General features: G+C 41.4%; 14 protein-coding genes. 3 read left to right on the forward strand and 11 right to left on the reverse strand.

Features of this window, described 5'->3' with window-relative positions; all coding sequences use genetic code 11:
• Positions 1–9: 9 nt before the first annotated feature.
• The 3 genes from KUG37_RS09580 to KUG37_RS09590 all read right to left on the reverse strand — a co-directional run bounded on the left by KUG37_RS09580 (position 10) and on the right by KUG37_RS09590 (position 2,679).
• Positions 10–705 carry a methionine ABC transporter permease gene (locus KUG37_RS09580; protein WP_216935680.1) on the reverse strand — a complete coding sequence of 232 codons (696 nt, stop codon included), beginning with the start codon at positions 703–705 and terminating at the stop codon, positions 10–12.
• Positions 702–1,727, reverse strand: a complete 1,026-nt coding sequence (locus tag KUG37_RS09585) for a methionine ABC transporter ATP-binding protein (RefSeq protein WP_216935681.1) — start codon at positions 1,725–1,727, stop codon at positions 702–704. Before KUG37_RS09585 ends, KUG37_RS09580 begins: the two co-directional genes overlap by 4 nt.
• Before the next feature lie 76 nt (positions 1,728–1,803).
• Entirely contained in the window at positions 1,804–2,679 is an 876-nt protein-coding gene (locus KUG37_RS09590) for a MetQ/NlpA family ABC transporter substrate-binding protein (protein WP_216935682.1), read from the reverse strand.
• Between the two features lie 716 nt (positions 2,680–3,395).
• Between KUG37_RS09590 and KUG37_RS14740 the strand changes: the two genes are divergently transcribed.
• Positions 3,396–3,611, forward strand: coding sequence for a hypothetical protein (locus KUG37_RS14740; protein WP_254202667.1), 216 nt, complete (start codon positions 3,396–3,398; stop codon positions 3,609–3,611).
• Between the two features lie 15 nt (positions 3,612–3,626).
• Entirely contained in the window at positions 3,627–4,037 is a 411-nt protein-coding gene (locus KUG37_RS09595; protein ID WP_254202668.1) for a hypothetical protein, read from the forward strand.
• 44 nt (positions 4,038–4,081) lie between these two features.
• Here KUG37_RS09595 and purD read toward each other — a convergent pair whose 3' ends face one another.
• From purD to KUG37_RS09635, 8 genes are all read right to left on the reverse strand, one after another.
• Positions 4,082–5,365, reverse strand: coding sequence for a phosphoribosylamine--glycine ligase (gene purD / locus KUG37_RS09600; RefSeq protein WP_216940398.1), 1,284 nt, complete (start codon positions 5,363–5,365; stop codon positions 4,082–4,084).
• 132 nt (positions 5,366–5,497) lie between these two features.
• A complete protein-coding gene (gene purH, locus KUG37_RS09605) occupies positions 5,498–7,072 on the reverse strand; it encodes a bifunctional phosphoribosylaminoimidazolecarboxamide formyltransferase/IMP cyclohydrolase (protein ID WP_216935684.1) in 1,575 nt (524 codons plus the stop codon).
• Positions 7,073–7,167: 95 nt separating this feature from the next.
• On the reverse strand, positions 7,168–7,437 hold the full coding sequence (gene fis / locus KUG37_RS09610) for a DNA-binding transcriptional regulator Fis (protein ID WP_001086304.1): 270 nt from the start codon (positions 7,435–7,437) through the stop codon (positions 7,168–7,170).
• A 396-nt stretch (positions 7,438–7,833) separates the two neighbouring features.
• Entirely contained in the window at positions 7,834–8,712 is an 879-nt protein-coding gene (locus KUG37_RS09615) for a DUF3426 domain-containing protein (RefSeq protein ID WP_216935685.1), read from the reverse strand.
• A gap of 15 nt (positions 8,713–8,727) precedes the next feature.
• Positions 8,728–9,633, reverse strand: a complete 906-nt coding sequence (prmA, locus tag KUG37_RS09620; RefSeq protein ID WP_216935686.1) for a 50S ribosomal protein L11 methyltransferase — start codon at positions 9,631–9,633, stop codon at positions 8,728–8,730.
• Positions 9,634–9,763: 130 nt separating this feature from the next.
• Positions 9,764–10,651 (reverse strand): bile acid:sodium symporter family protein, encoded by an 888-nt coding sequence (locus KUG37_RS09625; RefSeq protein ID WP_216935688.1) that lies wholly within the window; start codon positions 10,649–10,651, stop codon positions 9,764–9,766.
• A gap of 89 nt (positions 10,652–10,740) precedes the next feature.
• Positions 10,741–11,628: a bile acid:sodium symporter family protein gene (locus tag KUG37_RS09630; protein ID WP_216935690.1), complete on the reverse strand. Its 888-nt coding sequence runs from the start codon at positions 11,626–11,628 to the stop codon at positions 10,741–10,743.
• Positions 11,629–11,779: 151 nt separating this feature from the next.
• Entirely contained in the window at positions 11,780–12,232 is a 453-nt protein-coding gene (locus KUG37_RS09635) for a hypothetical protein (protein ID WP_216935692.1), read from the reverse strand.
• Positions 12,233–12,485: 253 nt separating this feature from the next.
• Here KUG37_RS09635 and mnmG point away from each other — a divergent pair, with 253 nt between their 5' ends.
• Positions 12,486–14,366 carry a tRNA uridine-5-carboxymethylaminomethyl(34) synthesis enzyme MnmG gene (gene mnmG / locus KUG37_RS09640; protein ID WP_216935694.1) on the forward strand — a complete coding sequence of 627 codons (1,881 nt, stop codon included), beginning with the start codon at positions 12,486–12,488 and terminating at the stop codon, positions 14,364–14,366.
• Positions 14,367–14,503 lie beyond the last annotated feature (137 nt).

Here is a 14,503-nt window from a genome sequence, read left to right on the forward strand (position 1 = left end):
ATAAATGGTTTAGCGAAGTCGGGATAACCAGTCACCTAAACTTTGTACAATCTGTACCAGAATCAATAAAACGATTACCGTCATAATCACCACAGATGTATCAAAACGCTGATAACCGTAAGAAATTGCCAAGTCACCTATACCTCCGGCACCAACAGCACCAGCCATTGCAGTTGCACCAATCAAGCTGATGGTTGCGGTTGTGAGGTTTAAAATGAGTGAGCTACGTGCTTCAGGTAAGACAAATTTAAAAATAATCTGCATGGGGGTGGCACCCATCGCTTGCGCGGATTCGATAATACCTTCATTCACTTCTAGCAGTGAGGTTTCTACCAAGCGCCCAATATAAGGACCAACATAAATAGTTAATGGCACAATTGCAGCCCATGTGCCAATCGACGTTCCTACCAAAAACTTGGTCAGTGGAATAACGGCAATAAGTAAAATAATAAAGGGTAGTGAACGTAGCGCATTCACAATTGGATTGAGACCATGATAAATCACGCGATTTGGCAAAATTCCATTAGGACGCGTTACCACCAAGGTGATTGCCTGGATAAAGCCCCAGATACAGCTAAACAGCATCGCGAAAAATACCATATGAAAGGTTTCTTGCAACGCTGTCACAAACTGATCCATCGACAGGGAGCTTTTCCAGAATGGCGCAGTGATCGTCGTCAGCCACTGTACAATTAAATCTCTCATGCCTGTACTCCCGCCTGATTGACTTGTACGCCGTGTTGTTCAAGAAATTTTATTGCTGCCTGAATTTCTTGCGTATCACCTAGTAACTGAATAAACATCTGGCCAATAACCACGCCATTAATTTCAGTCATGTTGGCAAACAGAATATTTAAACTGATATCAAACTGTTTAATCACTGCTTGAATCATAGTTTCCTGTGCCGAACTGCCAAGAAATTTCAGGCAATAAATACTGTGATGATTCTGGTTTTCCAGATTATGCAGAATATTGACCGGTAAATGTTGCTGGAGCACGGTCTGAATGAAATTTTTGGTCGTTGGATGTTGTGGCTGACTAAATATTTGTAAGGTACTGCCAGTTTCAATTACATCGCCTTTTTCCATTACAGCAACATAGTCACAGACCGTTTCAATCACATCCATTTCATGGGTGACCATGACAATAGTAATGCCTTGTTCTTGATTGATTTTTTTAAGTAATTGCAGAACCGATTTGGTAGTTTGCGGATCAAGTGCAGAAGTCGCCTCATCACAAAGTAAAATTTTTGGATGATTGGCAAGGGCACGAGCAATCCCGACCCGTTGCTTTTGACCACCCGACAACTCATCTGGAAAAGCATGTCGTTTATGTTTTAGGTCAATGAATTCTAATAATTCTTCGAGGCGTTTTTCCCGCTCTGCCTTGCTCCAGCCCAGAAGCTTCATTGGCATTTCGATATTGGCTGCCACGGTTTTGGTTTGCATTAAATTAAAATGCTGAAAAATCATGCCGATGCTGGCACGTTCTTGACGCAATGCCTTGGCGTCCAGTGCGGTAAAGTCTGTTCCGTTAATGATAATCCGGCCCGAGCTTGGACGTTCAAGCAGGTTGATCAGACGGATGAGGGTGCTTTTACCGGCACCACTATAACCGATGATGCCAAAAATGCTGCCGGTTGGAATCTGAAGATTAATCTGATTCAAGGCATGCAAGGTTTGACCCTTAAGCTCATACTGTTTTGAAATATCTTTAAATTCAATCATAGTGTCAAAAACTGCATCACGGATAAAAAAACAGGCAAGAAATCGTCCTTGCCTGTTCTAAAAGTCTATTATAGTACTATTTTGATTCAGTTAAATACGTCACAGGTTTGTTTACCGCAACTTTAGTACCGCCAAAATGCTCATCTACATAGGTTTGAACTGCTGGCGTATGATACAACGTACCCACTTTTTGCAGTACTGGATCATTTTGACGGTCTGCTGCAACCGCTAATACGTTTACATTCATTTTTGTGCTTTGGTCAGTCGGCTCATAGTAAATCGCATCTTTCAATACGTTTAAACCACCTTCCATTGCCAGGGTATTGCCCAGCACAATCGCATCGACTTCGTCTTTTACGCGTACTGCGGTCGCCATTTGAATCGGTTTAATCACGATTTGTTTTGGATTTTCGGCCACATCAGAAGTTGTACCTTTGACATTATCAAAACCAGGTTTTAATTTTACCAAGCCTGCAGATTGTAAAAGTAATAATGCACGTGATTCGTTTGCGCCGTCATTTGGAATGGCAATGGTCGCACCTGGTTTAAACTCATTTAAAGATTTTACCTTGCTTGAGTAAATACCCATAGGCTCTAAATAAGTCGTAGACAGTGGTGCAATTTTTGCTGTGTTGGCATCATTATAGGCAACCATATAGGCATAAGACTGGAATGCATTAACATCGATTTCTTTGTTGGCTACCGCTGTGTTCATTGACACGTAGTCAGTGAAATTTTTCACATCAAGTTTGATACCAGCTGCTTTGGTTTCAGGCAGTGTTGCGATATAACGCCATACATCTGCATCTGAACCGGTCGAAGCCATGGTTACAGTCTGAAGACCATTTGCATCTTTGGTTTGCGCTGCATCGGTAGCAGGCGCTTCTTGTTTGCCACACCCAGTTAAAGTCAATACAGAGGCACTCAAGATAACGCCAAGTAACTTTTTCATGAAATTGTCCTAATTCTATTCTGGCCTAGAGTATAAGCATTTTTAAATCGTGTTAAATAAAAGTTTTATTACGATCTAAAGTAGGTGGCCTGATCATTGTTGAAGAAGGCTCGAAGTTGGAAGATACAAGCCTACAACTACAGTTTTGATGAACTTGATCAAGTCAGAGACAGCCCAAACCCGATGTGAATGATCTATTTTAGAGAGAGAAAATAGATATTTTATAAGTACATGGTAGGGTTTGGGTGTTCCGAAGTTGCCGATATCATAGCAATAAATCTATATTCGATATACTGGATAGAAAAGCCTTACTTATCTCTTTAGTTGAATATAAAAATAATTCTTAAGAAAAATATTAATTAAAACAATATATTATTTATATTGAAATTGTGGTTTTAATAGCTATGTTTAAATAGTGAGCTTTATAAGATTTTATCCAATCTAAATCATAAAAATGGATATATGTGATTCATTGATGGAAGCGGGTTTCTCTGGAGACAACTTCATTTGGGAAATAGTGCGTGAATTTATCGTCCGCACACATTTGGATAAAGGGTGCAGTATCGGAGTCTTGCCATTGGTGGAGGATGAGGTGAGGGGTTTGGATAGATAGTATGTTTAAAATTTATTTAACTGCTTTTGAAATAAAAGTATTGGTTGATTTAAATCGTATTAAAGTTAACATTTATTAAAATTTGACAGAATTTATTACTTTTATGAATCAAAAAATTATAAAAAATTTACTAATGGGTTATGTGGTTATCATTGTTGTTATGGCGGTTATAACCCATTTCATGGTTTATCCACTGGCTACAGATAAAGGAACGGCGATAGCAACCATGTTTGGATGGTCAGCTGGAATATTTGCACCTGTATCTGCCTTTATTTTATTGAACGCTTGGAAAGAACAAAATAATTTTATCGTAAAGTGAGATTTAATGATTAACATGTTAGATCATCTGGATGAAGCATTTAGAGCGATAGGGCAAATTTATTGGTTAATATTTATTAATAAAACAAACAGTTATTTCTATCCATATAATGAAGAACCATTACCACTTGAATTACATAAATTTATTATGGATGAACACACAATATTTGTTAAAAATTTGGGGAAGTTTCATAAATTAGGACTAAGAATAATAATTGAAAATGAAGAGTTTGAAGAGTTATATAAAAAGCTAAATAATTTTCATGATTCAATTGTTTATGCACTAAATGTGAAGAGTCAGAAGATTGAAGTGGATATAGAAACTTATAACGGAAAATTTCCAGATTTATATGACTATTACCACGAAATTTTAGAATATAAGAATAATTTTGAAAAGATAGCTCATGACTATTTAATTGCTAAGTAAAAAAACCCCGCTCTCAGCGGGGTTTTTCTTAATCAAAATTAAGATTAAGCATTTTCACGTGCAATCGCACGGTAACCAATATCTTCACGGTATTGAACGCCGTCGAACGTCACTTTTTCGCAAAGTTCTAATGCTTTCGCCTGTGCTTCGCCAATGGTGTTACCGAGTGCAGTCACACAAAGAACGCGACCACCGGCAGTCACAATCTCGCCATTTTCATTGGCTTTAGTCCCTGCATGGAATATTTTGGCATCGGTCATTTCAGTATCTAAACCTGAAATAACATCGCCATTGCTTGAAGTTTCTGGGTAGCCTTTAGATGCCAGTACGATACCGACAGTCTTGCGCTCATCCCATTCAGCTTCAGCAGGCAGGTTGCCCGCAATGCCAGCTTCAACCAGATCAACTAAAGACGATTTTAAACGCATCATGATAGGTTGAGTTTCAGGGTCACCAAAACGGCAGTTGAACTCGATCACTTTAGGCTGACCCTGTTCATCAATCATCAAACCAGCGTATAAGAAACCTGTATATACGTGACCGTCTTTTTTCATACCTTCAACGGTAGGACGCATCACTTCATTCATGGTTTTTTCAAATACGTCAGCAGTTACAACAGGCGCAGGAGAGTAGGCACCCATACCGCCCGTATTTGGACCCTGGTCACCTTCAAAAATACGTTTGTGATCTTGTGAAGTCGCCATTGGCAGGATGTTGTCACCATCAATCATACAAATGAAAGAAGCTTCTTCACCGGCAAGAAACTCTTCGATGACAACACGAGAACCTGCGTCACCAAATTTGTTGCCAGCAAGCATGTCATCAATTGCATCGAATGCTTCTTGATTGGTCATGGCAACAATCACGCCTTTACCTGCAGCAAGACCGTCAGCCTTGATCACAATCGGCGCGCCATTTTTTTCAACAAAGGCTTTCGCAGCGTCTACTTCTGTAAATACATCGTAGAACGCAGTTGGAATATTGTGGCGTTTAAGGAAGTGCTTCGCAAATGCTTTAGAGCCTTCAAGCTGTGCAGCAAATTGCGTTGGACCCCAGATTTTAACCCCTGCAGCACGGCAAGCATCGACTACACCGTTTACTAATGGTGCTTCTGGGCCAACAATGACAAGCTCAACTGCATTGTTTTTTGCGAAATCGATAATCGCAGCATTGTCTAAAATGCTTAAATTTACGTTTTCACATTTATTTTCAGTGGCTGTACCTGCGTTGCCCGGAGCAACAAAGACTTTAGCGACTTTATCGTCTTGTGTGATTTTCCATGCCAATGCATGTTCACGACCGCCATTACCCAAAACTAAAATATTCATCGGTTCATACTCCATGAATCGAAAATGACATAAAGTCCTCAGCCTGAAAGCAGGAGAGGACTTTATGCAAGATTAGAAATCTATTTTACTCAGCATAGCTAACTGAATATATGTCATGACTATTGTCGAAAATTAATGACGGAAATGACGCATGCCAGTGAACACCATGGCAATACCAGCTTCATCAGCTGCTGCAATCGTTTCTTCATCACGCATAGAACCACCCGGCTGGATAATGCATTTGATACCCGCTTTCGCAGCGTTATCAATACCATCACGGAATGGGAAGAATGCATCAGACGCCATTACAGCACCTTCAACCACGAGTCCAGCATGTTCAGCTTTAATTGCAGCAATACGAGCAGAGTTAATACGGCTCATTTGACCTGCGCCTACACCAATCGTTTGACGGTTTTTAGCATAAACAATCGCATTAGATTTCACGTATTTCGCTACTTTCCAAGCAAAGATCATGTCATCAATTTCTTGTTCAGTCGGAGCACGTTTGGTGACTACTTTAAGATCATCTTTAGTAATCATGCCCAGGTCCTGGTCTTGAACCAGTAAACCGCCGTTTACGCGTTTGTAGTCGAGTTGCGATTGACGCGCATCGATTGCTGGAAGTTCACCGCACACTAAAACACGTACGTTTTTCTTCGCGCCTGTGACCTCAAGCACACCTTCAGCAATGCTTGGTGCAATAATCACTTCAACAAATTGACGGTCTACAATGGCTTGTGCTGTTGCAACGTCTAATTCACGGTTGAATGCAATGATGCCGCCGAATGCAGATTCAGGATCTGTTGCATAGGCAAGGTCATAAGCTGCTTGAATGCCGTCTAAAGACACTGCAACGCCACATGGATTTGCGTGTTTCACAATGACACAGGCAGGTTTCGCAAAAGATTTAACACATTCAAGTGCTGCATCTGTATCTGCGATGTTGTTATAAGAAAGTTCTTTACCTTGTAGCTGTTTCGCAGTTGAAACAGAAGCTTCAGCCGCAGTGCTTTCTACATAAAAAGCTGCTGACTGATGCGGGTTCTCACCATAACGAAGGTCTTGCGCTTTAATTAATTGAGTGTTGAAAGTACGTGGGAATTTATCCGCTTGTCCTTCTTCTTTACCTACGCGAGCGCCTAAGTAAGATGCGATTATGCCGTCATATTGCGCAGTATGTTCAAATGCTTTCACCGCAAGGTCAAAACGAGTCGCATGCGATAACGTACCGTCAGCTTTAAGCTCGGCGATGACAGTGGTATAGTCAGAAGCATTCACCACGATACCTACAGATGCATGGTTTTTTGCCGCAGCGCGAACCATGGTAGGACCACCGATGTCGATGTTTTCGATAGCATCAGCCAGTGAACAGTTTGGTTTTGCTACAGTTGCAGCAAATGGATAAAGGTTTACAACGACTAAATCAATAGCATCAATGTTGTGTTCAGCCATTACAGCTTCGTCTAGACCACGACGAGCCAGAATACCACCATGAATTTTAGGATGTAGCGTTTTTACACGGCCGTCCATCATCTCTGGGAAACCAGTATGCTCTGAAACTTCAACTACAGCTACATTATTGTCTTTCAACAATTTGTAGGTACCACCTGTAGATAAAATTTCTACCCCTAGAGCAGCAAGTTCTTGTGCAAATTCAACAATACCAGTCTTGTCAGACACAGAGATTAAAGCGCGTTTCATAGTCATGATCTTCGTCACAGTTTTCAAGGAACAGAATAAAACAAAATCAGCAATTTACAGGTTAAAAAAAATGCCTGCGGAAGCCGCAAGCATTTTATCATTTATTCACTCATTAAACCGTGAGCTTTTAACTTTTTACGTAAAGTACCACGGTTGAGTCCGAGAATCTCGGCAGCACGTGTTTGGTTACCACGTGTATATTCTAGAACTACAGATAGAAGAGGTTTCTCCATTTCTGCTAGCACCATGTCGTATACCTGAGATGGTTGCTCGCCCTGTAGTTGCGCAAAATAATGGCGAACTGCGCGATCTACGTGGATACGTAAAGCAACATCAGATTGTGCAGTAAAAATAGGAGATTTGCTATTCATGCGAATTAATCCGAAAAACAAATATCGCTTGGGTAAAGCGATATAAAAAGTGGTCTAGAAATTGAATGAACTCCGCTTTAGATCCTAAAACTGGAGTTCTAAAACTTAATCATTGCATTGAGCCAATAGCTTGACACATCTCAACGTTTTGGTCGAAAAATAAGCGTAACAATAGTTAAAGTTTTGTTACAGACCAAAATCAAAACAAAAAAATCTGCACGATACGCAATAAATTTTATAGCGCATTAGGCAAGACTGTATTTGTTGTGAAAAAGTCGCGAGGAGTTGCAGCACATGGCTTTCGTGGCGCGTATCATACCATTGTCTAAGCAAAAGTGAGCAAGAAAACTGCATTTTTTTTAAATTTTTTTAATTTTCTAATGCTTTCTCAGGGGATTATGGGCGAATTATTTCCAAAGTATAACGATCAAAGCTTTTGCGATCGACTGGAAGCTTAAATTTGAATTTAAACGGGCTGTTTTTCGGAATGCGTTCAATATTGACCAGACTTTCAATCAGGTACTCTTTGGAAGACAGGTTATAAGTCGCAACAACTTCACCGCGATGTTCCAGATTAATTCTTAAAATCGGTAAAGCCAGGCTACGATCATGGAAATTGATCAGCTCCCCGCTAAATTCAGTTTCATTTTTACTGGTTGCCTTAATCTTGACTTTATTGGCCTGAATCAGCGTGTAGTATTTTTCCAGATTGGAACAATTAAACACCTCGCATACACTGTTAAAAGCCAGACTCATCACATGACTGTTTTTGATGTATTGCGGATTGAACCAGAAAAATTGAAACAGCAACAGGCTAAACAGCGAAAGATTAATTAAACTCCAGCCTATATAGTACATCGGCCCGTGTTTAGTTTGCTTTTCTGCCTGATCTTCCCAGTTCATGCTTGGCAGCGCTGAAATTAGCTCGGTACTGAAATAATTCAGGTTGTTTAAATAGGTTTCCAGATCAATATTGGAATGCTCAACTTTCTGATCGAAAATCTGTAGCAGACTATGACGATTATGCTGCTGATCAGGACTATAACCAGTGGATTTATTTTGAACATCAGTTTTGCTGGCTTCGTTAGAAACCAGCTGAGCGTGAGAAACTGAGGTGGTGACCGAATTTCGTGCTTCGGTCACCAAATGCGATAAGGCATTAAAGGAAGTGGTACATTTGGGACAGCAAACCATACCCTGCGCAATGGTAAGTTGAGCAACTGTGACCTTATAGGTAGTGGAACAGGTAGGGCAATGGGTTCTTTTGTCACTCATAGATTCTTTATAGGCTCATTCATTCTTATGGCGTTTACCTGAGATGCGGCACCAGTGCTCGTCTCGTTTTTCTACCTCCAATATATCAAAATAATTTGAGTAAATGCTAGTAACATCAGCAACTTGCTCTTCGATAACTCCGGCAAGTGCGAACTGTCCCTCAGATTTAATTAAAGTTGCGAACTCAGGAGCCAGCATCATCAGTGGGGCTGCCAGAATATTGGCAACAAATACGTCAGCTTTGGTGTTGCCGAGCTCATCTCTAAATTCTTCTGGCAGGCCGACATAAAGTTTGTCCAGTACGCCATTCAGTTCAGCATTTTGCTTAGTGGCCAGTACGGCTTGTGGGTCGATATCGGTGGCATATGCTTTTTTCGCACCTAATAATAGTGCAGCTACCGCGAGAATGCCTGAACCACAGCCATAATCGATGACGATTTTGTCTTTTACATCAATCTTGCCGAGCCATTGTAAACATAGGAAGGTTGAAGCATGGTTACCTGTTCCGAAAGCCAGACCTGGATCCAGTTTAATATTTACTGCATCGGCGTCAGGTGCTTGCATCCATTCAGGTACGATCCAGTATTTGTCAGCAATCTGAATGGGCTCATAGGCATCCATCCAGGTGCGTTCCCAAGCCTGATCTTCAATCAACTCATGACAGATTGGAGCATCTGGTATTTGCGCACGAATAAAGGTTTCTAGTACAGCGACATCAATTTCTTCATCATCTTCCTGCGCATAAATACCGGTCACAATCACTTTGTTCCAGAGCGGTGTTTCACCTGGAAGTGGTTCCAGCAAATCCTGGTTTTCAGCATCATCCAAAGTCACACTCACTGCACCTAGCGAGCTGAGTAATGTCTCAGTAAAATCAACTTGAGCCTTTTCAACCGTAATATGAATTTGTAACCACTTCACAGAAATAACCTATACATTTTTCAAAAAGCTATTGTAGCGGAAGTTCGGACTCAACGCTGCTATCTTATTGATCCATTCCCAAAATAAAAAAGGATGCCTGGGGCATCCTTTTAGCAGTTCCTGACTTTGTCTAATCCATGTTTGTCAGTGGTTTTTGCGCTGGAAGTGGGGCAAGCCGATTCAGCAAGCTGCCAAAAATTGCAGCAAAGATATACATAAAAATAGAGTAAACCGCAGCTGGCATTGCGACTGCAGCACTGCCAATAACTGTCAGGGCAATCGTCATGGCAAGGGTACTGTTATGAATGCCAATTTCAAAAGCACTGGCACGAGCTTGAGCGCTATTAATATTAAGTAGCCGCGGAATCAGATATCCAATACCTAGGCTCAGTATGCAGAACAAGGCAGTCGCCAGGCCAACCTGGGCCAGGTATTCGCCGATATTACTGCGTTCTTTAATGATCGTGGCAATAATAATCAGGACCAAAAAACCAATGGAAAAAATCCGCAGTGGACGATTCAGTTTTGCAGTCACGCCTGGTGCATAGTGCCGAATCAACATGCCAATCCCAACCGGAATCAGGATAATCGCGAAGACTTGCAGGATTTTACCGAATTGCAGGCCGATTTGCTGGCTGTCCTGCATGAAATGCATAATCGAAAAATTAATAATGAAAGGTAGGGTAATTGCTGCAATGACTGAATTGATTGCAGTCAGGGTGATATTAAGAGCTAAGTCACCTTTAAACAGGTAGCTAAACAGGTTGGCCGTTGCACCGCCTGGTGAAGCTGCCAAGAGCATTAATCCGACTGAGAGTAATGGTGGTAAAGCGAATAGCTTGCAGAGTAAAAAGGCAATTCCCACCAGAATTACCAGTTGGCAAAAAAGCGCTATAAATACGGCTTTGGGGTGGCGAGTCACACGGCTAAAATCCCGAGGCGTCAGTTCAAGGCCAAGCCCCATCATGATGATTGCAAGTGCCAGCGGCAGTAATATAGTTATAAGGCCAGAATCCATCTGTATGCTCCTTGTCAAAAAATATTTTAATACTTCTGATTTTTTCTTTGGAAAATCATACCGTTTTATAGCGGAATCCGCTAAATAAATTACAAATCTGATAAGCGACCATTGTTGTTATAAACCACTTGCTGGCGGCTGATGAGTACACCGAAAATGGTCGCGAAACTATACATGACAATCGTATAGATCCCTGCAGGAATAGCTATGGTGACATTATTCAATACCGAAATTGCAATGGTCAGGGCAATGGCTGTGTTATGAATGCCAATTTCAAAAGTGCAGGCACGTGCCATTTTTTCTGGAATTTCCATCAGTAGCGGAATGCAATAGCCAATAAACAGACTGGAAAAACATAAAATCGCAGTTGCTGTTCCAATGCTGGCAAAATATTCGACCAGATTAAAGCGTTCCCTGAAAATGGCGAATATCAACAGTATTACTAAAAATGCGACGGAAAGTAAGCGCATAGGCTTGCTGACTGTAATGGATAAATTCGGAAATTTGGCCCGAAGCAGCATCCCGATAATCACGGGAATTAGGGTAATCAAGAATATCTGCACAATCTTTTCAACTGGAAAAGTCATATTTGAGTCATGACTCGTAAAATAATGCAATGACAGATTGATAATAAAGGGCAGGGTAATAATAGAAATGAGAGTGTTAATGGCGGTCAGGGTAATATTGAGTGCTACATCACCTTTATATAAATAGCTAAACAGGTTCGCTGTTGGGCCACCAGGTGAGGCAGCCAGAAGCATCAGACCTACAGCAAGTAAAGGGGGTAAATCCAGAATCAGACAAATAAAAAAGGCAATACTGGGCAACAGCACCAACTGCGAAAATAAAGTAATAAAAATGACTTTAGGATAGCGGCTTAAGCGCAGGAAATCTTTGAGGGTTAACTCTAGTCCCAGTCCCATCATCATGATTGCCAATGTAATTGGCAAAAAAAAGCTAAAAAACCCCGAATCCATGTATCTGCCTTTTTATTATACATTTTTAAGTATATTTCGAGTTTAGCTTAGATCAATAAATAAGCAATAAAAACGGGCAAAATGCAGTCACTTTACCCGTCATAACTTTTACTTGTAATGTAGTCAATTTATAGATATGACTGCTTACATATTACATGCCGGGCTGTGTTTGAGAGCCCTGCTGCATTGGCTGAGTGTTGTTTTGTTGTTGCATACGCTGATTTTGCATTTGTGACTGATTCTGCATCTGTGATACAGGAGGGTGTGGTGGGGTAAAGCCTAAGGCGCACTTACCGCTCATTTGCGTACCATTGATGGTCGCTGTGGCTGTACCACTTGTGGTTGTGCATGTAGTATAAAGTTCAGGCTCATCACCTATGATGGAGCTAGGATTACCGGCAGGAAAGAAGCGTGGTTCACAGGTACCATTCCAGAGAATCCCGCGCGCAGCATAACTGACCCAAGCACCTTGGGTTTTGCCTTTACAAACTTGTTGCCACTTTTGAGGATTATAACTGGTCGCAACTTTATCATTTGCGATAGCCGCAAATGGAGCAAGACATAAGCCACATAAAACAGTTGAGAGCAAAATATTCTTATTCATCTTCTATACCTTTGTTTGTAATGTCATCAATGTATAGATTAAAAAATATGCGAAATTAAACAATGCAAATCGAGTAAATTTCTTGGCTTATATGTTTAATTTATATAGTTACTCTGCAAAGTTAAATTACATTGCATTATCCAATTGCTATATAAAGGTTGTTATATCAGGATAAAATCGATTGAATTCGTCTACTTTAGTATGAAATTTGCTATAATGCTCAGCTATTCTTTTTATCTCTCAATTTACTACTATGCATTATCCTAAAGTATACGATGTTATTGTTATCGGTGGCGGTCACGCCGGTACGGAAGCGGCCTTAGCTGCGGCGCGTATGGGTCGACAGACTTTACTCTTAACTCACAACATTGAGACTTTAGGGCAGATGAGCTGTAACCCGGCCATCGGTGGTATTGGTAAATCGCATTTGGTGCGTGAAATTGATGCTTTGGGCGGTGCAATGGCGCTGGCTGCCGATAAAGGCGGTATTCAATTTCGTATTCTAAATTCACGTAAAGGTGCTGCGGTACGTGCAACTCGCGCGCAGGCTGACCGTGTGCGATATAAAGCTGCGATTCGCGAAACCTTAGAAAACCAGGCCAATCTGGATATCTTCCAGCAAGCGGCAGACGACCTGATTCTTGAAGGCGATACCGTTAAAGGTGTTGTTACCCAAATGGGTATCCGCTTTGATGCGAAAACAGTGGTATTAACCGCGGGTACATTCCTGGGTGGTGTGATTCACGTCGGTCTGGAAAAATCCAGTGGTGGCCGTGCCGGTGATCCTCCGTCTACGTCATTGGCAGCACGTTTGCGTGAACTGAATTTACCAGTCGGTCGTTTAAAAACAGGTACGCCACCGCGTATTGATGCACGTTCGGTTGATTTTTCTGTGATGACGCCGCAACCGGGTGATTTCCCGTCTCCGACCATGTCATTTATGGGGGATGCTTCGATGCATCCGGAACAGGTGAATTGCTATATCACCCATACAAATGAGCGCACCCATGAAATCATTCGTGGCGGTTTAGACCGTTCACCCATGTATACCGGTAAAATTGAAGGTGTGGGTCCACGTTATTGCCCATCGATTGAAGATAAAATTCATAAATTTGCCGATAAAGACTCGCATCAGGTATTCCTTGAGCCTGAAGGTCTAGATACACACGAGCTTTATCCAAACGGTATTTCAACATCATTGCCATTTGATGTGCAGTATGAATTGGTTCGCTCCATCCGTGGGATGGAGAATGCACACATTCTTCGTCCAGGTTATGCAATCGAATACGATTACTTTAACCCTCAAGCATTAAAATTTACGCTTGAAACCAAAGCGATTAATAATCTGTACTTTGCTGGTCAAATTAACGGTACAACCGGTTATGAAGAGGCGGGTGCCCAAGGTTTACTTGCAGGTCTAAACGCAGCACGCCGTGCCTGGGATCAGGAACAATGGACTCCGAAACGTGATGAAGCATACATGGGTGTTCTGGTCGATGACCTGATTACACTCGGTACTAAAGAACCGTACCGTATGTTTACCTCACGTGCAGAATACCGTTTGATGTTGCGTGAAGACAATGCAGACCAACGTTTAACGGCAATTGGTCGTGAAATGGGTCTGGTAGATGACGCGCGTTGGGCAGTTTACTGCGAAAAAATGGAAGCAGTTGAAAAAGAAACAGGCCGTTTGCAACACCTGTGGGCTGCGCCAAACAACCCGATGGGTAAAAAGTTTGTAGAAATGACGGGTGCGGATCTGTCCAAGGAATGTTCGGCAATTGATCTTTTGAAACGTCCAAACATTTCATTTGCTCAAATTGCAGAATTAACCAATTCTGAAGTATCACCATTTGTCGGTGAGCAAATTGAAATTGCAGTGAAATATGCCGGTTATATTAACCGTCAGCATGAAGATGTCGCTCAAATGAAACGTCTGGAAGAAACTCGTATTCCTACAGATTTCGATTATGACATCGTATCGGGTTTATCACGTGAAATTACTCTGAAACTAAAAGATGTTCGTCCTGAAACACTGGCGCAAGCCAGTCGTATTCCAGGTGTAACGCCTGCAGCAGTTCAACTGGTGATGATTACGATTCGTAAGAATGCGCAAGCAAAAAAATCTGCTTAAGATTTTAAAGCTTAGATTAGCATTTGAAGTGCAACACCATGTTGTTGCCATAATACCTGACTCGGACTTTTAAAGCCGAGTCTTTTTCTTGGACGATGATTTATACGGTCAGTGATTTCTGAAATGTATTCATCCGT

The organism is Acinetobacter sp. BY419, from assembly GCF_019038395.1.
Taxonomy (GTDB): domain Bacteria; phylum Pseudomonadota; class Gammaproteobacteria; order Pseudomonadales; family Moraxellaceae; genus Acinetobacter.